Annotated in this window: 19 protein-coding genes and 1 pseudogene; 9 read left to right on the top strand and 11 right to left on the bottom strand. The window is 69.2% G+C overall.

Annotation, left to right across the window (positions count from 1 at the left end; translation table 11 throughout):
- Nucleotides 1–19: 19 nt before the first annotated feature.
- The gene (locus ACFXJ8_RS04515; RefSeq protein ID WP_379642390.1) at nt 20–1,231 is read right to left on the bottom strand and encodes an MDR family MFS transporter; all 1,212 of its coding nucleotides are present in this window, start codon (nt 1,229–1,231) and stop codon (nt 20–22) included.
- A gap of 58 nt (nt 1,232–1,289) precedes the next feature.
- Here ACFXJ8_RS04515 and ACFXJ8_RS04510 point away from each other — a divergent pair, with 58 nt between their 5' ends.
- Nucleotides 1,290–2,258: a DUF5937 family protein gene (locus ACFXJ8_RS04510; RefSeq protein WP_379642389.1), complete on the top strand. Its 969-nt coding sequence runs from the start codon at nt 1,290–1,292 to the stop codon at nt 2,256–2,258.
- 25 nt (nt 2,259–2,283) lie between these two features.
- Here the strand turns inward: ACFXJ8_RS04510 and ACFXJ8_RS04505 are convergent, their stop codons facing one another.
- Nucleotides 2,284–2,637 (bottom strand): RlpA-like double-psi beta-barrel domain-containing protein, encoded by a 354-nt coding sequence (locus ACFXJ8_RS04505; protein ID WP_379642388.1) that lies wholly within the window; start codon nt 2,635–2,637, stop codon nt 2,284–2,286.
- 260 nt (nt 2,638–2,897) lie between these two features.
- Here ACFXJ8_RS04505 and ACFXJ8_RS04500 point away from each other — a divergent pair, with 260 nt between their 5' ends.
- A complete protein-coding gene (locus tag ACFXJ8_RS04500; RefSeq protein WP_379642387.1) occupies nt 2,898–4,139 on the top strand; it encodes an RNA-guided endonuclease InsQ/TnpB family protein in 1,242 nt (413 codons plus the stop codon).
- A gap of 61 nt (nt 4,140–4,200) precedes the next feature.
- On the opposite strand, the gene ACFXJ8_RS04495 is transcribed toward ACFXJ8_RS04500, so the two are convergent.
- Both ACFXJ8_RS04495 and ACFXJ8_RS04490 read right to left on the bottom strand, forming a co-directional pair.
- A complete protein-coding gene (locus tag ACFXJ8_RS04495; protein WP_379642386.1) occupies nt 4,201–5,085 on the bottom strand; it encodes a terpene synthase family protein in 885 nt (294 codons plus the stop codon).
- 8 nt (nt 5,086–5,093) lie between these two features.
- Nucleotides 5,094–5,639, bottom strand: a complete 546-nt coding sequence (locus tag ACFXJ8_RS04490) for an EF-hand domain-containing protein (protein ID WP_379642385.1) — start codon at nt 5,637–5,639, stop codon at nt 5,094–5,096.
- Between the two features lie 165 nt (nt 5,640–5,804).
- Between ACFXJ8_RS04490 and glnA the strand changes: the two genes are divergently transcribed.
- Nucleotides 5,805–7,169, top strand: a complete 1,365-nt coding sequence (gene glnA, locus ACFXJ8_RS04485) for a type I glutamate--ammonia ligase (protein ID WP_379642384.1) — start codon at nt 5,805–5,807, stop codon at nt 7,167–7,169.
- 168 nt (nt 7,170–7,337) lie between these two features.
- Here glnA and ACFXJ8_RS04480 read toward each other — a convergent pair.
- A pseudogene (locus tag ACFXJ8_RS04480) lies at nt 7,338–7,589 on the bottom strand (tyrosine-type recombinase/integrase); the annotation flags it as partial.
- Between the two features lie 620 nt (nt 7,590–8,209).
- Nucleotides 8,210–8,878 carry a hypothetical protein gene (locus ACFXJ8_RS04475; RefSeq protein WP_379642383.1) on the bottom strand — a complete coding sequence of 223 codons (669 nt, stop codon included), beginning with the start codon at nt 8,876–8,878 and terminating at the stop codon, nt 8,210–8,212.
- Nucleotides 8,879–9,048: 170 nt separating this feature from the next.
- Between ACFXJ8_RS04475 and ACFXJ8_RS04470 the strand changes: the two genes are divergently transcribed.
- On the top strand, nt 9,049–9,396 hold the full coding sequence (locus ACFXJ8_RS04470; protein WP_379642382.1) for a hypothetical protein: 348 nt from the start codon (nt 9,049–9,051) through the stop codon (nt 9,394–9,396).
- 483 nt (nt 9,397–9,879) lie between these two features.
- Here the strand turns inward: ACFXJ8_RS04470 and ACFXJ8_RS04465 are convergent, their stop codons facing one another.
- Nucleotides 9,880–10,362 (bottom strand): Pycsar system effector family protein, encoded by a 483-nt coding sequence (locus ACFXJ8_RS04465; protein WP_379642381.1) that lies wholly within the window; start codon nt 10,360–10,362, stop codon nt 9,880–9,882.
- An 882-nt stretch (nt 10,363–11,244) separates the two neighbouring features.
- On the opposite strand from ACFXJ8_RS04465, the gene ACFXJ8_RS04460 reads away from it, so the two are divergent.
- Both ACFXJ8_RS04460 and ACFXJ8_RS04455 read left to right on the top strand, forming a co-directional pair.
- Nucleotides 11,245–11,388 (top strand): hypothetical protein, encoded by a 144-nt coding sequence (locus tag ACFXJ8_RS04460; protein WP_379642380.1) that lies wholly within the window; start codon nt 11,245–11,247, stop codon nt 11,386–11,388.
- Entirely contained in the window at nt 11,351–11,797 is a 447-nt protein-coding gene (locus ACFXJ8_RS04455; protein WP_379642379.1) for a hypothetical protein, read from the top strand. Before ACFXJ8_RS04460 ends, ACFXJ8_RS04455 begins: the two co-directional genes overlap by 38 nt.
- A 216-nt stretch (nt 11,798–12,013) precedes the next feature.
- On the opposite strand, the gene ACFXJ8_RS04450 is transcribed toward ACFXJ8_RS04455, so the two are convergent.
- Both ACFXJ8_RS04450 and ACFXJ8_RS04445 read right to left on the bottom strand, forming a co-directional pair.
- Complete coding sequence (locus tag ACFXJ8_RS04450; protein WP_379642378.1) at nt 12,014–13,639, bottom strand: alpha/beta fold hydrolase; 1,626 nt, start codon at nt 13,637–13,639, stop codon at nt 12,014–12,016.
- Between the two features lie 397 nt (nt 13,640–14,036).
- Nucleotides 14,037–15,284, bottom strand: a complete 1,248-nt coding sequence (locus ACFXJ8_RS04445) for a serine hydrolase domain-containing protein (RefSeq protein WP_379642377.1) — start codon at nt 15,282–15,284, stop codon at nt 14,037–14,039.
- A 216-nt stretch (nt 15,285–15,500) separates the two neighbouring features.
- On the opposite strand from ACFXJ8_RS04445, the gene ACFXJ8_RS04440 reads away from it, so the two are divergent.
- Nucleotides 15,501–16,217: a hypothetical protein gene (locus tag ACFXJ8_RS04440; protein ID WP_379642376.1), complete on the top strand. Its 717-nt coding sequence runs from the start codon at nt 15,501–15,503 to the stop codon at nt 16,215–16,217.
- Between the two features lie 47 nt (nt 16,218–16,264).
- Here the strand turns inward: ACFXJ8_RS04440 and ACFXJ8_RS04435 are convergent, their stop codons facing one another.
- Complete coding sequence (locus tag ACFXJ8_RS04435; RefSeq protein WP_379642375.1) at nt 16,265–17,113, bottom strand: alpha/beta hydrolase; 849 nt, start codon at nt 17,111–17,113, stop codon at nt 16,265–16,267.
- Nucleotides 17,114–17,221: 108 nt separating this feature from the next.
- Here ACFXJ8_RS04435 and ACFXJ8_RS04430 point away from each other — a divergent pair, with 108 nt between their 5' ends.
- Both ACFXJ8_RS04430 and ACFXJ8_RS04425 read left to right on the top strand, forming a co-directional pair.
- Nucleotides 17,222–17,443: a hypothetical protein gene (locus tag ACFXJ8_RS04430; protein WP_379642374.1), complete on the top strand. Its 222-nt coding sequence runs from the start codon at nt 17,222–17,224 to the stop codon at nt 17,441–17,443.
- Between the two features lie 8 nt (nt 17,444–17,451).
- Complete coding sequence (locus ACFXJ8_RS04425) at nt 17,452–18,123, top strand: type 1 glutamine amidotransferase (protein WP_379642373.1); 672 nt, start codon at nt 17,452–17,454, stop codon at nt 18,121–18,123.
- Here the strand turns inward: ACFXJ8_RS04425 and ACFXJ8_RS04420 are convergent.
- A complete protein-coding gene (locus ACFXJ8_RS04420) occupies nt 18,095–18,760 on the bottom strand; it encodes an HXXEE domain-containing protein (protein WP_379642372.1) in 666 nt (221 codons plus the stop codon). The two genes, ACFXJ8_RS04425 and ACFXJ8_RS04420, sit on opposite strands and share 29 nt — an antisense overlap.
- Nucleotides 18,761–18,773: the final 13 nt, after the last annotated feature.

Below are 18,773 nucleotides of genomic sequence, written 5' to 3'. Positions count from 1 at the left end.
ACGCGTAAGCGTAGTGAAGTCAGGTCTCGTTCGACGCCGCCCTGCGCCTGATCGCGGGGGCCAGCGCCACGCCGCCCGCCGCGGTGATCAGGCCGATGACGCCGACCGTGAACCACAGCGCCGACGGGCTGATCTTCAGCAGCGGCGTCATCAGCGGCGCCACCATGCCCGCCAGCGCCCACGCGAAGCCGAACAGGCCCGCGTAGGCGCCGCGCAGGTGGGCGGGGGCCAGCGAGGCGACGATCGCGGCCGCGATGCCCGCCGTGACGATCTCGCCGAGCGTCCACACCACGACGGTGGCCACGAGCGCGGCGGTCGAGGTGACGAAGGCGGTCAGCGCGAAGCCGACGCCCATGACGCCGACGCCGAGCGCGAAGCTCCTGACCGGGTCCCTGCGGCCGAGCCAGCCGGACACCAGCGGCTGCAGCACCACGATGAGCACGCCGTTGGCCGCCATCGCGACACCGAACTCGGCGGTGCTCAGCCCGGCGAGCTTCATGGCCACGGGCAGGGTGGTGAAGGTCTGGGAGTAGACGAGCGCGTTACCGAGCACGACGACGGTGAAGGCGACCATCAGCCAGTCGCGCAGCACCACCCGCAGCCCGCCGCCAGGCGCCCCGGCCTCGGGCTCTGGCCTGGTCTCGGGGACCGCCCGCCACACCAGCACCGCGAAGACCACGCAGCTGACGGCGTCGAACCAGAACAGCCACAGGAATCCCGACTGGGCCAGCCAGCCGCCCGCCGTCATGCCGACCGCGTAGCCGAGGTTGATGGCCCAGAACAGCAGGCCGTACGCCCTGGGCCGCTCGGCGGGCGCGATCAGGTCGGCGACCAGCGCGCTGGAGGCGGGCCGGTAGGCGTCGATCACCAGGCCGAGCACGAACATCGCGACCAGGATCGCCGGCAGCGTCGTGCTGTAGCCGAGCGCCAGCATCGCCACCGCCGTGGCCAGCATGCTGCCGGACAGCGTCGCCCTGCGACCGATCCGGTCGGTCAGCGATCCGGCGATCAGCTGCGAGACCAGCTGACCCGCGCCGAACACCGCCATCACCATGCCCGCCGCCGCCAGCGACAGGCCGCGCGCCTGCGTCAGGTACACGCCGGTGAACGGCATGACCATGGTGCCCAGCCGGTTGACCAGGGTGCCGCTCCACAGCGCCCAGAACGGGCGCGGCAACCCGCCGATCTTCGACTTGAGAAATGACGGCTTTTCCATGCTTGTGGTAGTCACGCGGATACATTGTCCGGGTTTCGTCCGCACCGCGAACCATTTAGGGCAGACTAAAAGGATGTCCGTCATGTGGACGCTCAAGCCCGAAGACGTGGCCCGCATCAGGTTCGCCTTCTCGCCCGTGTGGGAGCTGGTGGCCAGCCTCCGCACGCTGCGCGACCCCGCCCGGCAGTCGGTCCACCTGCCGTGGATCAAGGCGGTGCGCCCGCGCCTGCCCGAGCTCGACCTGGGCGAGCTGCTCGCACTGGTGCCGCCGAGCGGTTACCTCGCCGACTTCCTCACCCCTCCGCCCGACACGCCGTTGCCCGAGTTCGCCACCGAGATCGCGCGGATCAGGATGACGCCGCCCGAACGCGCGGCCGAGGAGGCGGGCGACGTGGTCGGCTCCGACCCCGCGGTCATCGAACGGTTCAGGTCCGACCCGGCGGCAGGGATCGCCCGCGTGGCCGACGCGCTGGAGGCCTACTGGGAGGCGTGTTTCGCCGAGTACTGGCCACGCGTGTACGGCCTGCTCGAAAGGGACGTCATGCGCCGCTCCCGCGAGCTGGCCTCCGGCGGGGCCCGCCAGCTGTTCGCCGGGCTCGACCCGTCCATCAGGTGGACGGGCGAGCACCTGCTCGTCGACCAGCCCCTGTGCCCCTTGGACACCGGGCTGCACGGCGAGGGGCTCGTGCTGCTGCCGTCGGCGTTCTACTGGCCGAGCGTGGCGGTGATGAGCGCCCCCTACCAGTCGATGCTCATCTACCCGGTGCAGGGGGTGGGGACGCTGTGGGAGCAGGGGCCCGCGCCCGCGCCCGGCGCGCTGGCCGCCCTCATCGGCCGCAGCAGGGCGCAGATCCTCACCGCGCTCGCCGAGCCCGCCACGACGTCGGCGCTGGCCAGGCGGATGTCGCTCAGCCCCGGCGCGGTCAGCCAGCACCTGGGCGTGCTGTCGGCGGGCGGGCTCACGGTGGGCAACCGGCTGGGCAAACAGGTCGTCTACCGGCGTACGGCCATGGGCGACGCGCTGGCCGTCGGCGCCGCCTGACCCAACCGGGATGGCGGCGTGGAGGTCAGCAGCGGTGGCTGACGTGCTCGGCGGTCGGCGGCGTGGGGGCGGGTGCGCTGCTGTCGCCGTCGCGCAGCTCGACCCCGCGCAGCCGGTTGCCGTGGTCGAGCACCTGGAGCGCCAGCCAGGCGGCCGACGAGCCCTGCCGTACCCGGAAAGCCAGCCCCCGCCCCAGCTCGGGGTCGCGCACCGAGCGGTAGGCCACTTTCGCCACACCCGAGCGCGGGGCGGCGATCCTGGAGAAGGCCGCCGTGCTCAGGTCCAGCTGACCAGGGCCGCAGGTCGGGCAGCTGTCGACGATCTGCACCCGTACGGCGCCCCGCGGCCTTCCCGCGACCTTTGCCGGGTAGGGGACCAAGAGCTGGACCTGGTCGTGTTCGCCGTTGGACTCGCGCAGTTCGGCCTCGACCGGTCGCAGACCTCGATCATGATTTCTTCGCAGCGGCGCTGCGTCTCGTCGTCGGACACGTTCCGCCGGTATGTGGTCAAAGAGACCAGATGGGCATGCATCGCGGAAGCCACATGCTGCCGTTCCGCTATTCGTCTGACAGTGCCACAGGCCAGTAGATAGTGTGTTCGAGCCTGTGGGGCGTCGGTGTCGCGAGGGGGTGGTGTTCGGTGAAGCTGCGCTACAACTACCGGCTCTACCCGGATGCGCCCCAGCGGGAGTTGCTGGCCCGGACGTTCGGATGCGTGCGCGCGGTGTGGAACGACGCGCTCGCGCGGCGCAAAACCGCGTGGAAGGCCGACCGGACGCAGATCAGCGGCACGGAGTTGCAGAAGATCTGCATCACCGCCGCGAAGCGGACCGCCGAGCGGGAATGGCTCGGTCAGGTGTCCCCGGTGCCGTTGCAGCAGTCGTTGCGAGACCTCGACGTGGCGTACAAGAACTTCTTCGACTCGGTGTCGGGCAGGCGGAAAGGCCCGAAGATGGGCCTGCCCGTCTTCAAGTCCCGCCACGATCACCGGCAGTCGGCCCGGTTCAACACCAACGCCTTCAAAGTGCGCCCCGGCGGCGCCTTGTATCTTGCGAAGATCGGCGAGATCGAGGTCCGGTGGTCGCGCGAGCTGCCCGTTCCGCCGTCCAGCGTGACGGTCGTCAAGGACGCGGCGGGCAGATACTTCGCCTCCTTCGTCGTCGAGCTCGACGACGACGCCCACCAGCTCCCGCAAGCCGACGGCGAGGCCGGGATCGATCTCGGTCTGACCCATTACGCGGTGACGTCGGATGGCGTGAAGATCGCGAATCCGAGGTGGTTGCGCCGCAGGGAACGCAAGCTCAAGAAACTCCAGCGGGCCCTGTCGCGTAAGAAGAAGGGGAGCGCCAACCGGGCCAAGGCCCGGATCAAGCTCGCCGGTCAGCACGCCAAAGTCGCCGACGCCCGCCGAGACTTCCTGCACCAAACCAGCACCACACTGCTCCGCGAGAACCAAACGGTAGTGGTCGAAGGGCTGGCCGTGCTGGGCCTGGCGCGGGGCATGCTCGCCAAGAGCGTCAACGACGCCTCCTGGGGCGCCTTCCTACGGCTGCTGGAGGGCAAAGCAGTCCGTTACGGCCGCGAGTACGTCACCATCGACCGCTGGTATTCGTCCTCCCAGCTGTGCCCGTGCTGCGGCTGGAAGATCGGGAAACTCGCTCTGGATGTCCGTGAGTGGGACTGCCAATCGTGTGGCGAACACCACGACCGCGACATCGCCGCCGCGCTCAACATCCTCGCCGAAGGCATCCGCCTGCGGTCCCTGCACGACGTGGCCGCCGGGCTGGCGGACACCCGAAACGACTGTGAAGGGCAGGTAAGACCAGGCGAGGCAATCCCGACCCTGGCCCCGCCCGAAACCTGCGCCGCGCGAGCGGCGTAGAAGCAGCAGTAACCATCCCGCCGCGAGGCGGGAGAACCCCGTCATTCATGGCGGGGAGATGTCAAGTGTACCGTTCGCTCTCGGTGACCCAGTCCAGGTGCGCCCTCGGCGCGGTCAGGTAGGCGCACGCCACCTTGCTGACGTCCCTGGCGGTCCTGGCGGGCAGCTCGTCCAGCGGCAGCCGCCTGGCCGCCGCCCGCATGTCGGCGCACCGGCCGGCGATCCGGTCGAGCACCCAGTCGACCGCCTCCGGCTCGCCCAGGTCCAGCTCGTGCGTCACGACCACCACGAAGTTGTGTGCGTCGCCCCGCTCCTTCGGCAGCGAGGCCAGGTCGTTGCACCAGGCCGCCACGTCGGCGCAGGCCTCCACGAGCGCCTGCCACGGCTCCGCCGCGGCCAGCTCCGGCGGCACCTCCACCCTCAGACAGGGCTCCACCAGGTCGTACAGGAAGGGGCCCGCCGTGCCCCTGCGCAGCGCGGGGTACTCCTCGACGGTCGGCACCCTGCCACTGACCCTGTTGTCCGCCTGCGCCCGGCACGCGTCCGCCTGCCGCTGCAGGTTCGTCGCGAACCGCAGCCGCCAGTCGTCGCTCATGGTCGCGCTCGTGGCCCGCCACAGGTCGGTGAACGCCGCCTCCAGCGGGTGCGCCCCGGTGCCCTCGAAGAGCCTCGGGTACGGCTGGCCCGCCTCGTCCACCAGGTCGTCCAGGTGGAACAACCAGGTCAGCCACTGCGCGAACAGCGCCGCCGCCCTCGCGTCGAACTCGGCGAAGGCGCGCGCGGCAAGGCGGTGACAGGCCGACCTGCGGTCGACGTGCAGCCCCGTCCGCCTGGTCCAGTCGATGACCGCCGCCTCGATCGCGTGGACCGAGCGGTGCATCCGGCACGGCGCGGCCAGCGCGGGAACCCGCGAGATGAGCGGCGTCAGCACGCTCGCGGGCGTCATGGTCAGCACTACAGCGGCCCGAACAGCCAGTTGCCGGCGGCGTGGGGGTCGTCGCCGGTGTAGTACTGCCTGGCGGCCTCGACGAGCTCCTGCACGGCCAGCGTGCCGTCGCGGTCGCGGTCGAGCCGGTCGAAGGCCTCGTCCACGTCGTCGTAGGCGGTGCCGAACGCGCTGAGCAGCACACGGAACTCCGGCGCCGCGATCCTGCCGTCTCCGTCGCCGTCGCACAGCTCGGCCACCGCCGTCGCGGCCGGCCTGAAGACCGGGTCGAACCGGTCACCCTCGATGAAGGCGGCGGTCATGCCCGCGTGGAACTCGGGGTTGGAGATCCACGCGTCGTTGTCCCTGCCGAGCTCTGCCGACAGCGTCGACCAGATGTCGTCGAGGCCCCGCACGACACGGTCGCCGGTGACCGACGTGGGCGACTCCCCGAACCCCACCAGCATGCGCGCGCCCAGGCCCAGCAGGTCGTCGCGCTCGATTTGCCCTCTGCTGTTGACGTCGATATGCGTGAAAGCTCGATCGAGCTTGTGTTTGCGCAGTTCAGCGCTCATTCCTGACTCCCCCGAGATGCAGTGCGTGATCACCCTAGGAGGGCGGGGAGCCGTTTGTCAGCGAGGCACGCGCTTGTACGGCGTGCGACGTTCCGTAACGTGCGTGAAACACGAAACAGGCAGACTGTAGAGGACCAGACATGTCTTTTCAGTCAAGGGGACGCCTTGGACCGTCAGCAGGAGTTCGTTCTCCGCACACTCGAGGAGCGCGACATCCGGTTCATCCGGCTCTGGTTCACTGACGTGCTCGGCTTTCTCAAGTCCGTCGCCATCGCGCCCGCCGAGCTGGAAGGCGCCTTCTCCGAGGGCATCGGGTTCGACGGCTCGGCGATCGAGGGCTTCGCGCGCGTCTACGAGAGCGACATGCTCGCCAAGCCCGATCCTGGCACCTTCCAGATCCTGCCGTGGCGCAGCGAGAGCCCGGGCGCGGCGCGCATCTTCTGCGACATCCTCATGCCGGACGGCTCGCCGTCCCACGCCGACCCCCGGTGGGTGCTCAAGCGCGCCCTCGCCAAGTGCGCCGACATGGGCTTCACCTTCTACACCCACCCCGAGATCGAGTTCTTCCTGCTGAAGAACCGGCCCGAGGCGGGCGGGCCCAGGCCGGAGCCGATCGACTCGGGCGGCTACTTCGACCACACCCCGCACAGCGCGGGCCACGACTTCCGCCGCCAGGCGATCATGATGCTGGAGTCGATGGGCATCTCGGTGGAGTTCAGCCACCACGAGGGCGCCCCAGGCCAGCAGGAGATCGACCTGCGCTACGCCGACGCGCTCACCACCGCCGACAACATCATGACCTTCCGCCTGGTCATGAAGGAGGTCGCGCTGGAGCAGGGCATCTGGGCCTCCTTCATGCCCAAGCCGTTCACCGAGCACCCCGGCTCAGGCATGCACACCCACATGTCGCTGTTCGAGGGCGACCGCAACGCCTTCTACGAGGCCGGCGCCGACTACCAGCTGTCCAAGATCGGCCGGTCGTTCATCGCGGGCCTGCTCAAGCACGCCGCCGAGATCACCGCGGTCACCAACCAGTGGGTCAACTCCTACAAGCGCCTCTGGGGCGGCGCCGAGGCCATCGCGGGGATGGGCGGCGAGGCGCCCTCCTACATCTGCTGGGGGCACAACAACCGTTCGGCGCTGGTACGCGTGCCGATGTACAAGCCGCACAAGGGCGGCTCCACCCGCATCGAGTTCCGCTCGCTCGACTCGGCCTGCAACCCCTACCTGGCGTTCGCGCTGGTGCTGGCGGCCGGCCTGAAGGGCATCGAGGAGGGCTACGAGCTTCCTGCTCCCGCCGAGGACAACGTCTGGGCGCTGACCAGCGCCGAACGGCGCGCCCTCGGCATCCAGCCGCTGCCGCAGTCGCTCGACGAGGCCATCTCGGTGATGGAGCAGAGCGAGCTGGTCGCCGAGACGCTGGGCGAGCACGTCTTCGACTACTTCCTGCGCAACAAGCGCACCGAGTGGCGCGACTACCGCCGCCAGGTCACGGAGTTCGAGCTGGGCCGCTACCTGCCCGTGCTGTGAACAGGAAAAATGCCCTGCTGCTGAAAACCCCGTTGTGATCCGGAGTGGTTCAGCGGCAGGGCATCTTGCAGTTCTCATCATGATCAGGGCATATCCAGAGCACTCGCGCCGCCGTTGAAGAAGGCGTCCATTGCCCGCCGAGCGCGCTCTGTCGCGCTGGGCATGAGGTGGGTCGCTGTGCCCGAGATACTCGGCCACAGTCACGATGTCGACGCCGGCGGCCAGCCATGCCGACGCTGCGGTGTGACGGAGCTTGTGACAGCCGTGCTCCCGGTACGGCTTCCGCCGGGTTCCTGGGGGAGTGGGCGGCACGATCCCCGCGGTTTCGATCGCTCCGCGCCAGATGTAGTTGAACGAGCCCCTGTGCACCGCGAGACCCGTTCCCCGGACGAAGATCAAGGGCGGCGCAAGCGCCGCCACGCGGCCCGAGCTTGCGGGCCGCACGCTGCGCGTGCGGCCTGGGGGCCGTTCTCGCGCGCGCCCGCCACTCGGGCGGCGCAAGGCATGATCCCCCGCCGGCCGAACTCGCTTGCGCTCCCGCTTTCGCTTCGGATGGGAAGGAACGGCTCCCCTTCAACGATCCCGACAGCGCACGCCGAGCAAGCCGCCATTGATCTCGAATCACACCTGCCGTGATCGTTGAACCACGAAATATGCGAGCTCAACATTCACGGAGGCGTATCAATAAATTTCAATGCCAAGCCCTTGGCTTCGGTGATTATTGAGAATTCGATCTGGGCGCATGACGTCGACCCGCAAAGGGGGAAAGAAGCGGTCATCATTGCGCTTCTTGCTGCCTATCGTCGCAGCTCGCGAGGGGTGAGCGGCCGGACGCCTCTCTGTCTGCCAGCTGTGATGAATAGACCGAGATCATCGCTGGATCGGAGCCGGTAGATGTCGGGCCTGGCGTGGCCGCAGCCAGGAAGAGGGCGAAAGGCTCGTTGCGACATAAACCAGGTTTTCTTGGATGTTTCTTTGTGAATAGATTTCATAGGCCTCGGGTATCGGGACGATGCATCCCCCTCACAAACCTGGTGTGCTTATACCGGCGCTTGAAAGGAAATCCCATGACCGCTACCGCAGAGGCTCAGCGTACGGAGTCGACCGAGGGCGAAGGGCGATCCCTGGAGGCCCTGCTTCTCGCCGCGCTGGCCGCTCGCCGCGAACAAGGCGAGGAAGGCGGCATCGACCACCCCCTCCTCCTCGCCGCGCTCATGCGCCGCCGCAGGGGAGGCGAAGAGAGCGGTATCGACCACCCGCTCCTGCTCGCCATGCTCATGCGCCGCCGCGGGGAAGGCGAAGAGGAAGGCGGTATCGACCACCCCCTCCTCCTCTCCATGCTCATGCGCCGCCGCAGGGGAGGCGAAGAGAGCGGCATCGACCACCCGCTCCTGCTCGCCATGCTCATGCGCCGCCGCGGGGAAGGCGAAGAGGAAGGCGGCATCGACCACCCCCTCCTCCTCTCCATGCTCATGCGCCGCCGCCGGGGAGGCGAAGAGAGCGGCATCAATCACCCGCTCCTGCTCGCCATGCTCATGCGCCGCCGCGGGGAAGGCGAAGAGGAGAGCGGCATCGACCACCCCCTCCTCCTCTCCATGCTCATGCGCCGCCGCAGGGGAGGCGAAGAGAGCGGCATCAGCCACCCGCTCCTGCTCGCCATGCTCATGCGCCGCCGCGGGGAAGGCGAAGAGGAAGGCGGCATCGAGCACCCGCTCCTGCTCGCAGCCCTCGCGAACCGGTAGTGGCGCAACGCCCGATCGCAGGCAGAAAAGGTGTCCCTCGGCTCGTGCGAATCGGCAGCTAGGGACAGATCACATCGACCGCAGAGGAGCAACTCATGGCGTCAGAGGAAGCCGCCGAACCGACCGAGCATGACCCGGTGGAGTCGCTGATCGACGACGTCATTCGCGACATCCTCAACGAGGCGAGCCAGTCCACCAAGGTTCTTGCCCGCGGCGGGGACTCCATGGCCACCCTGATCGAAACAGCCCTCACATCAGCGCCGCGCGCGATGCTGAAGGCCTCGACTATTGAAAGGCTCCTGCTCGCACAGGTTCTGGCCTCCGCTCTGGCCGATGCTCTCGCGCCCGCGCTGGCAGAGGCGCTGACTCCCGAGATCATGAAGGTCCTGGAGCAGTACACCACCAACGCCAAGGCCGGCGGCTCGAAGGCCGCCAGGCCGACCACCACCACCGCCAGGGGAAGCAGCAGCAGAAAGAAGACGTGAGACGTCGGGGGGCGATGCTCTCAGCTTGGGTCGTGGGCACCAGACATCTGGGGCCCACGACTACGCTTTCTTCGGGCGTTGCCGACCGCCCGTCTCCACCCGCCATCCTGCTAAGGATGGGACGCCCACCTCCGCCTTGAGTCAAAGACAGTGCCGCTCACCGGGCAGAGGGCAGCTGACCTCAACCGCTTCACCAACAGAGCCTTATCGTGCGGGTCCGGTCCCGACACGACGTGGAGCCGCAGATCAGGGCCTTCCCGCTGGTACATCACCACGCAGTCGGCCCGAGCCATGAGATGCACAGCTCATTGGTGATCTCCGACGGCTCTCTGGTCGTCACAATTCCCCGCTGGCCATGCGCAGCGAATGAACGACGGGCAGTACGACCTCGCCACATGCCCCTCATCCTCGTTGTCGCACTGTGCGACGTTCAGGCGCGAGGGCGAGCCGTTGGAGAGGGAGAAGCCACCGGTCCTGACGGTGTCAGAGCAGGCGCTCCAGGAAGACCACGACCGTCATGAGCGTGATAGCGGTGACGATCAGGTTGACGGCCCAGCGCAGATTGCGGTGCTTGGTGCGCGCGACCCGGACGATCTGAAGGGCGTCGGCGGCAAGGAACAGCTCGTAGTCCTTCGTCTCGGCGTTCATCCGCTCGATCAGGGCTTCGGGCGTGGGCTCCTCGGCGTAGGCGAGGACTCTCTGCCCGCCCTGTTCGGACGACAGCGGGCGGATGGTGATCAGGATCAGCAGGACCGCCGCCGACAGCAGGATCAGCGCCAGGATGACGCCGAAGCGCCCGACTCCCGGGAAGCGGGCCGGACCGGTGACGATGAGGGTGACCATCACGCCGTAGGCGACGCCCGACCAGGACAGCAGAAGGCCGGCCCTCCTCTCGCTGGCGCTGACCAGCTCGGCGCGGGCCGTGGCGGTGGCGGCGTCGAGGCGGTCCCTGAGGAACGGGGACATGGACACACGCTGCGCGCCGCCGTCGTCTGCGGACTGGCCGCTGGATGGAGCCGGTTCGTGGTTCATGGTGGGCAGGTCCTTTCTGTCGCAGTCGCGAGCCGATGGAGCCGACCGGCGGCCGGTGAATGACGAGGCAGCCGACGCTTCAGACGTGGCGGAGGTGAGTTCACCTACCTTTGACTGTAGGTGTGGAGCCAGGACAGGACCGGAAAAGGCAGTCGATGCCGGCTCCAGTGTCCAATGACTCTGCCTGGGTGTGCGCCCTGCTCATGGGCTATGGGCGGGTGGAAGCCGGCTGCTTCTTTCCAACGAACCCCTCTGGGTGGGGCACTCCGCCTCCGGGATGATCGCCACGGCGTACTCGTGGCCGAAGGGGCGGTAGCGGGCTGAGGTGGAAGCCTGATCATCCCGCCCACCATCGACCCGGACAAGCCGAGCAGACCAGGGCTACGGACACCAGGTCGTTCGTCCAGTGGGGCGCTGCATTTGGTATCCGTAACCCTGGTCCGCCCCCTTCGGGCGGGTCGACGGGGCGGGGTGCGCGCCCATCAGGGCCACTCAGTCGATCTCCAGAGGTAGGCGAACGGTTCGAGTCCCCCAGGGACACCAAGTGATCTGAGTTGGGCGCGCGTGAAGGCCTCACGATCGCCTGGTTGTGGTGACCCCCGTACGTGGCTGGGGGCGATCGAAGGTCCAGGACTTCGTTCCTCAGCCCCGGCCCACCGAGAAGCGGGGTTGCGCAGGTGAAGATCGATGCGGGTTGCAATTCATCGACGTCCAACCGAGTTTCGGGCAGACCGCCGCAGGCCATAAGTCCACATGGTACGCCCCGGAACGATCAAGGCCCTAGCTGCTGATGCGGTTTGGAGGGGCGCCGACGCCGTGTGCCGCAGGAGGCTGAACAAGGGGGAGCCCGAGCAGGGCACCGAGTGGCGCGACTACCGCCGCCAGGTGACGGAGTTCGAGCTGCGCCGCTACCTGCCGGTGCTTGGCCAGTATCGTGCTGTGGGCCAGGCGTGGCCGTGATGGTGTGCCCCAGGACGGCATCGCCCTGTTGTATGCGAAGGCACAGGCGTCTCTGGTGCTGGTACTGCTCTTCGCCCAGGTCGTCCAGGTGGTCGCCGTGGAGCTGATGATGGCCACTTCGGGCGCGCCGACCGGCCTGCGTACTGTCGTCATGGCGGCTGATCTTTACAGCCTCGTGTTCGGGCTGGGGCTGGGCGCGGCCTGCGTCACGCGGCCGCACGTCGTGACCGCCGCAGAAGTGCGCCTCCGCTATGGCGCCTATTTCGATGTACGCATTCCACGCGAGCTCATCGCCTCGGTGCGAATGCGGCGTGACTACCCGAGCGGTGTGGTCACGGTGGAGGACGATCGCCTCATCGTGGCGGTGTCGTCCCAGGCCAACCTGGTCCTCGGACTAAGGTCATCGTGACGAGGCCTCTTGGCCGCCGCGTGCAGGTCACGTCGATCCGCTTCTTCGCCGACGACCCGGTCGCGGCCCTGAAACACGTGACGACCTGAGTGGCCCCTTGCGCCCTGGGCCGTCAGGCCGGCTCCGCCGGGGTGTCGCCTCGCACCCGGTCATCGGGTGCGAGGCTGCCGATCACGGTGTGACCATCGGCGGAGCCGGTTCAGCGCCGGTCGAAGCTCAGCGGGACGTCCTGGACGTGCCGATCGGAGCGCCCCAGGGGAGCTTGTCCGTCGGCCACAGCTCACGCTGGTCCTTCTTGAGCCTGAGCTCCGCTCTGCCGCCCACGGGGCAGCGGAAGCCGGGCGGCGGCACGGTGAGCGAGATCAGGTAGTTGTCGATCGGCACCGTGCTGCACTCGTCCTTGCCGTAGATGCGGTGACCCCAGCCCTCGTAGGTGATCAGGCGCGCGTTGGGGCCGAGCTGGCGGGCCACGTTGGCGGACCAGGAATACGGGGTGGACGGGTCGTGCAACGAGTTCCCCAGCAGGATCGGAGCGCTGCCCGTGTAGCGCAACCGGTGCTGCGGGTTGGTGGTCGGGTGGTTGAGGCAGACGGGCAGGTCCTCGATCGGCATCGGGTTGAACCGCATGTCAGGGGCCCGTCGGTGGGAGCTGCGCAACAGGGCGGCGTACTCCTTGTAGTTGCGCACCCGTAGCTTGTAGTCCTGGCAGAGGATCGCGGTGGGCAGGTGCGCGACCTCTCCCGAGACAGGCCCCCGGCCGGGCAGCGGGGGGATCCACTCGGGCGGCGCCCCGCCGTCCAGAGCGCGAAGCATCTCGCTCAGCAACTGCCAGGCAGGCCCTTCGTTGCCCAGCACGCCCTGCCACAGGACCTGGATCTCGGTCATCGGGCGGTCCTTGACGCCCGGGTAGTACAGCTGGCCGCTGCGCGCCTTGGCCAGGATCCTCTCCCACACCGCCCGGACGTCTTTCCCGTGGAGGGCGCAACCGGGTTCCTGGTCGCACCAGCCGACGAACTGGTCGAAGGCGTCCTCGACGGCGGCGGCCTCACTGTCGAGGAACGCCTTGACGCCGAGGCTGTGGTCCATGTTGCTGTCCAGGGCCATGGCCCGGATCCGGTTCGGGAACAGCTCGGCGTACATCTGGCCGATCAGCGTGCCGTACGAGATCCCGTAGTAGGTGAGCTTCTCCTCGCCGAGGGCGGCGCGGAGGGCGTCCAGGTCGCGCGCGACGTTGACCGAGTCGACGTGGTCGTACAGGGGGCCGGTCCGGGCCCGGCAATCCGCACGCAGCTTCTTGGTGTAGGCGGTCCACCTGACGAAGTCGGCCTGGCTCTTCATGACGGCGTGCGGCATCTGGTTGAACACCGATGCCGAGCAGATCACCGGATGGCTGCGGCCGACGCCCCGGGGGTCGAAGCCGACGATGTCGAACCGCTTCTGGAGCTCCGGGGTGAAGAAGCCGGGAGCGCCGTAGGCGGCCTCCACGCCCGATCCGCCAGGACCGCCGGGGTTGATCACCAGGGATCCGACGCGGGCCGCGGGGTCGGTGGCCTTACGGCGGGCGATGGCCAGGTCGATGGTGGGCCCAGTCGGACGGGACCAGTCGATCGGTACGGCCAGCTTGCCGCACTCGGCGCTGGGCTCCTCCTCGCAGGGCGCCCAGGCGATGCGACCCTTCCCGGTAGGCGTCGGGGTCGCTGTCGGAGTCGCTGAGGGCTTCGGGGTCGCCGAGGCCGTCGGGGTCGCCGTGGGTTTCTGGGTCGGGGTCGCCGTCGGGGTTGCCGTGGCTCCGCTTTCAGGGGCCGCGGCGACGGCCGACGATACTGGTAACAGCGTTGCCATCGTCACGAAGGCGGCGGCAAGCAGAGAAGATCTTCTTCGCACAGTGCTCCAATCGTCGATCAGCCAGGCGCCCGCTCATGCGGCACCCGACCAACCGACCTTGATCATCATCGGTCGATGGCCGCGAAGATCCGAAGCCGGCGGCGGCGAAAAGCGCGGCCCCGTCTTGATCGCGACAAATCGACGGCAGCACGATACAACAGCAGCCGCATCAAGATCCTGACAATGACGGTGAAGACCGCATAAACCGCCCCATTTGCCGGGGGGTTCTCCTCGTATGCACCCATGTCGAAGCCCAGACGGATCTGGTGGAAAGTAGCGGTATCACTCGCCGGCCTCGCCGTGCGTTGCGGGAGGAGCAGCGCGACAGGCACGCCGGTTGAGCGGCTCGGTGCGGTCAGAGGTACTTCGGGTACAGGTCGGTGGTCGGCCACGAGGTGACGGCGTCGTGCGCCTGCCACATCAGGCGGTCGATCACGTCGAAGTCCGGCGACCCCTCCTCCTCGCGCCGGTTGAACTGCACGCACCACGTCACCCCTGCCGCGTTCCTGACGAGCAGGGTGAAGGTGCCCGGCATCGACCCGGTGTGCCAGGTGTTGAGGCCGCTGCCCGACGTCCTGACGTACCAGCCGCAGCCGTACCACCAGCCGTCGCCGCTGACGCCGATCTCCGGCTTGGTGAAGGCGCGGGAGATGGAGGTGGCGTTCAGTACGGCGCCCGCCTTGTCGAACGCGCTCGCCCACCGGACCACGTCGACGGCCGAGGCCAGCCAGCCGCCGTTGGCGTCCTGGTTGGGCATGTTGAACCCGCCGTACGGGTACGGCACGACCTCGCCCGAGGAGTCGACCACGCTCTTGTTGGTGTACTTGGAGGCGTAGCCGACCTCGCTGGGCGACATGTCCTCGCGCAGGCTCTCGCCGAGCGTCATCCTGTCGATGCCCAGCGGCGCCAGCAGCTTCGAGCGCACGTACGACTCGTAGCTCTGCCCCGAGACCTTCTCGACGACCCGGCCCAGCAGCATGTAGCCGTAGTTGCTGTAGGACATCCGGCTGCCGGGCTCGAAGTCGAGCGGCTTGGCGGTGACGTACTTCGCGATGTCGGCGTGGCTGATCGGCAGCGGCGCGTCGAGCGAGGCGGAGATCGTGTGGTCGAGCCACAACGGGTCCTTGCTGACGGACCTGTCCCAGCCGCCGGTGTGCTGCATGAGCCGCCACAGCGTGACCTGTTCGAGGCGCGGGTCGGCGGCGGCGGACAGCCCGAGGAGCGTGGTGACGGGTGTGGTCAGCGAGAGCTTGCCGTCCTGGGCCAGGCGCAGGATCGCTCCTGAGGTGATGCTCTTGCTCAGGCTCGCGATGCGGAACAGCGAGGTCGGCTGGACGCGGGCGAGGCGCGCCATCGTGCTGGTGGTGTTCGGGCGGTAGACGCCGTAGCCGCGGGCGGCCAGCAGCTTGCCCTTCCTGGCGACGGCGAGCTGGCCGCAGCTGATGTTCCGCTCGGACATGTACTTCTGAAGGGTCTTGTCGAAGCTGGCCAACTGCGCCGGGACGACCCCGCTGGGCAGCAGGTCCGCTTCGGCTCTGGCGGGCTGCAGGCCCAGCGCCACGGTGGCGGCGCCCGCCTTGAGCAGGTTCCGACGGCTCAGCACAGTCACTTCTGACCCCCACGTCACATCTGTGTCAAGGGTCAGCATCTTACGGACAAGTCATCGCTTTCGCCGATTCCGTGGGAAGCTAGGCGGTCTGCGCCGCGTTACGCGTGCTTGGCAGGTCCCGACCTCACCCCCGGTTCCCTTGGTCTTGGGAGTTTCGGGTAAAATCGGTCTGTTCTAAATGATGTTTCCAGACATATTGGAGGGTGTGGCATGACGACGGCTGCCCTGCAGACCGTGCTGACCGTCCCCGAGCGCTTCCGCGGTCCCGCGGGCATCGCCAACGGCGGCTGGATCTCCGGCACCGTGGCCGAGGCGCTCAACGGTCTCCAATCGGCCGTGGAGGTCACCCTTCATGCACCCACCCCGCTCGAGACCGAGCTGCGGCTGGAGCACGTCGCCAACTCCGCCTCCCTCTCCCACGACGGCAAGGTGCTCGTCGAGGCCATCCCGGTCGCCGAGCACCTGAGCGGGCCCGGATTCGTCCCGTTCAACGACGCCGCACGGGCCGAGGCGGGCTTCCCCGGCTGGAACGGCCACGCCTTCCCCGAGTGCTTCGCCTGCGGCCTGCGCGAGCCGGGTGACGGCCTGCGCGTCTTCCCCGGCCCCGTCGAGGGCGCCGACGTCGTCGCGGCCGGATGGCGCGTGCCGTTCACGGTGACCGACGCGGACGGGGCCGTTCCCGCCGCCGTCGTGGCCTCCGTGCTCGACTGCGTGACTGGCTGGGCCCACTTCGCGCCCGGCGAGTACGCCCTGCTCGGCCGCCTGACCCTGCAGATCGACCGGCGCGTCTACCCCGGCGGCACGTACTCCGTCGTGGCCAAGGCCACCGGCCGCGAGGGCCGCAAGCTCTTCGGCGAGAGCGCCGTCTACGAGGTGGACGGCACGCTGGTGGCCGCGGCCAAGGCGACCTGGATCGCTCCACGCTGACGACTCGACGATCAGGGGCGGTCCGTACGGGCCGCCCCTGATTCGTTTCACCGCGTCAGTCGGTCGGCGACCAGCGACGCGCACCGGTCGTCGAACAGGATCGTGTAGTGGTTGCAGTCGGGCACCAGCTCGTCGCGCAGCCCCGGCACCCGCGCGCTCCACGCCGCGGCCAGCTCGTCGGGCAGCATCCCCACGTCCTGGTTGAGCAGGCCCCGCGGCGCGCGCAGCAGGGTCGTCGGCGCCTCGATGGCGGCCAGCGCCCCGCCGATGATCTCGCTGTTGACCTGCATCCATCTGCCATCCTCGCGTACGGCCTGGCCCACCGCCCGCGAGCGCAGCGCTCCTGAGGGCCCCATGAGGTCGTACCTGACGTACTCCTCCACCTCGGGCGTCCACTGCCCCGCGAACGCCGGGTGCGCCTGGAAGAAGGCGACGTAGTCGTCGGCCGTGGCGAACGTCTGGCTCAACCTCGCGATCGCGGGACCGAGCGCGGCCTCGATCCGCGCGTCCACGTCGGTGTCCGGCGGGAGCGGAGGGAACGGCAGGCCGCCGTCCACCAGCACGACCTTGCCGAAGCGCCGCCGCGCTCCCGCGAGCACGGCCACGTAGGCGCCCATCGAGTGTCCGGCGAGCACCGCGTCGGGTCCCGCGCCGACGTGCTCGGCCACCCGCAGCACGTCGGCGGCGTGCTTGGGCAGGCCGTACGGGCCCGGCAGGTCGCGGCTGTGACCGCGGCCCCGCAGGTCCATCGCCACCAGCGACCAGTCCTTCGGCAGCCTTCGCGCCACCGCCTGCCACGCCATCAGCGAGGCGGTGATGCCGTGGACCGCGATGACCAGCTTGGGGCCCGTCCCGAAAGTGGCGATACGCAGGCCTTCGACGTCTTCTTCCTTCATGCGCGAGATCCTAGGGGCAGCCCTTCCGGTACGGCGGAGCCGCGCATGAGCTCTGGCGTTCTCGGGGTGGCCGGGCGACACTGGAGTCCCCCACGAAGGGTGTCCGCGATGAGCAAACGCTCACGCCGGCGTCGCGCGCTGACCAGTGGCGCGCCCGCCTGGATGCCGGGGTTCGGCCCCGGCGAGCCGCACTGGACCGATGAATTCCCCGACGAGCCGCCGGGAGGCGAGGGCGGCGTCAGGGAGCCGAGGCGCCCCAAGCCGACGCTTCCCGGGATGGCGGAGCACCTGGACGAGCCCGAACCACCCATAGCCGTGAAGGTCGGATAATTGCGCACATGCGCATCACCGTTATCGAGCACGAGGCCGGGGCCGGTCTGGGGTACTTCGAGGACTGGCTCGGCGTCGACGCTCACGTCGTCCGGCCGTACCTGGGTGAGGAGGTGCCCTCGCACGCCGAGGACGGGCTGATCGTGCTCGGCGGCGAGGCCTCCGCGTGGGACGACGCGGGCTACCCCTGGCTGCCCGCCACCCGCGAGCTGCTGCGGGTCAGCGTGGCGGACGGCACGCCCACGCTGGGCATCTGCCTGGGCGCCCAGCTCATGACCATCGCGTGTGGCGGCACGGTGGAGCGCGGCGGCGACGGACTCGAGATCGGCGCCCGTGAGGTGGTGGCGCTGCCGGAGGCGGCGGCTGACGCGCTGCTCGGCGCCCTGGGCAGGGCCGTGGCCGTGCAGTACCACCAGGACGCCATGACCGTCCTGCCCGACGGCGCGGTACGGCTGGCCGGCAGCGCGCAGTACCCGAACCAGGCCTACCGGCTCGGCGACCGGGCGTGGGCGGTCCAGTTCCATCCCGAGGCCACGCCCGAGATCTTCGCGGCGTGGCAGGCTCCCGAGGAGCTGGTCGTCGAGGTGAAGGAGGCCGAGGACGACCTGGTCGCCGCGTGGCGGCCGCTCGCGTCGGCGTTCGGCGAGGTCGTCAGAACCAGCGGTCGCTCCACTTCCTGAGCAGGCGCGCTGAGACGCCGTCCCGAACCCTGCCGAGAGCGTGGTCGGGAGCGCCTGCCCGACCACGGGGCTTCGTGAGCGCGGTGGCGCTTGCCCGATCCCGAGGCCCCACGAGGGCGCAGGCGGCTGCCTGGTCCTGGGGCTTCATGGCGGTGGTGGCGGCTGCCTGGTCGCGGGGCTTCGTGAGGAGGTGGGCGGCGGTGTGGATGCCGCCGAGGACCAGCGGCAGCAGCAGCCAGCTCGACGATGACAGCCGCCGGTACTCCAGGCGCCGCCACGCCCACACCGAGTAGGGGATCACCACGAGCGGCGCGGTGACCACGCCGGGCGTGTAGCCGCGTACGACCGCCGCCTGGGCCAGGTGCACGACCCCGTGCGCGCCGAACGCGGCCAGCGCGGCCCGGTAGAAGCCGCTGCGCGGGCCACTGGCCGCCGCGGCCGCCACCACCCCGCCCATGAGCCCGATGGCCACGTTGACGTGCCGCTGGTCGACGTCCATGGCGTCCCACACCTGGTCGGGGACCCAGGGGAAGCGCTCGGCCAACCGGGGCCGCGCCCGGCGAGCCCAGCCCGCCATCGTCGCCAGTTCCTCGGCGTCGTGCAGCGCCCATGCGGCGAGCAGACCCCATGCTGCCATGACCTCACCCCTA

This window comes from Nonomuraea sp. NPDC059194, assembly GCF_042754765.1.
In the GTDB taxonomy this organism is placed as follows: Bacteria; Actinomycetota; Actinomycetes; order Streptosporangiales; family Streptosporangiaceae; genus Nonomuraea.
This window is presented reverse-complemented; position numbering and strand designations above follow the sequence as displayed.

Coding starts and splice junctions, on each gene's coding strand:
- ACFXJ8_RS04510 (WP_379642389.1), top strand. CDS start 1,290: ATGTCCGTCATGTGGACGCTCAAGCCCGAAGACGTGGCCCGCATCAGG.
- ACFXJ8_RS04495 (WP_379642386.1), bottom strand. CDS start 5,085: ATGACGCCCGCGAGCGTGCTGACGCCGCTCATCTCGCGGGTTCCCGCG.
- ACFXJ8_RS04490 (WP_379642385.1), bottom strand. CDS start 5,639: ATGAGCGCTGAACTGCGCAAACACAAGCTCGATCGAGCTTTCACGCAT.
- ACFXJ8_RS04465 (WP_379642381.1), bottom strand. CDS start 10,362: ATGTCCCCGTTCCTCAGGGACCGCCTCGACGCCGCCACCGCCACGGCC.
- ACFXJ8_RS04450 (WP_379642378.1), bottom strand. CDS start 13,639: ATGGCAACGCTGTTACCAGTATCGTCGGCCGTCGCCGCGGCCCCTGAA.
- ACFXJ8_RS04440 (WP_379642376.1), top strand. CDS start 15,501: ATGACGACGGCTGCCCTGCAGACCGTGCTGACCGTCCCCGAGCGCTTC.
- ACFXJ8_RS04435 (WP_379642375.1), bottom strand. CDS start 17,113: ATGAAGGAAGAAGACGTCGAAGGCCTGCGTATCGCCACTTTCGGGACG.
- ACFXJ8_RS04430 (WP_379642374.1), top strand. CDS start 17,222: ATGAGCAAACGCTCACGCCGGCGTCGCGCGCTGACCAGTGGCGCGCCC.
- ACFXJ8_RS04425 (WP_379642373.1), top strand. CDS start 17,452: ATGCGCATCACCGTTATCGAGCACGAGGCCGGGGCCGGTCTGGGGTAC.
- ACFXJ8_RS04420 (WP_379642372.1), bottom strand. CDS start 18,760: ATGGCAGCATGGGGTCTGCTCGCCGCATGGGCGCTGCACGACGCCGAG.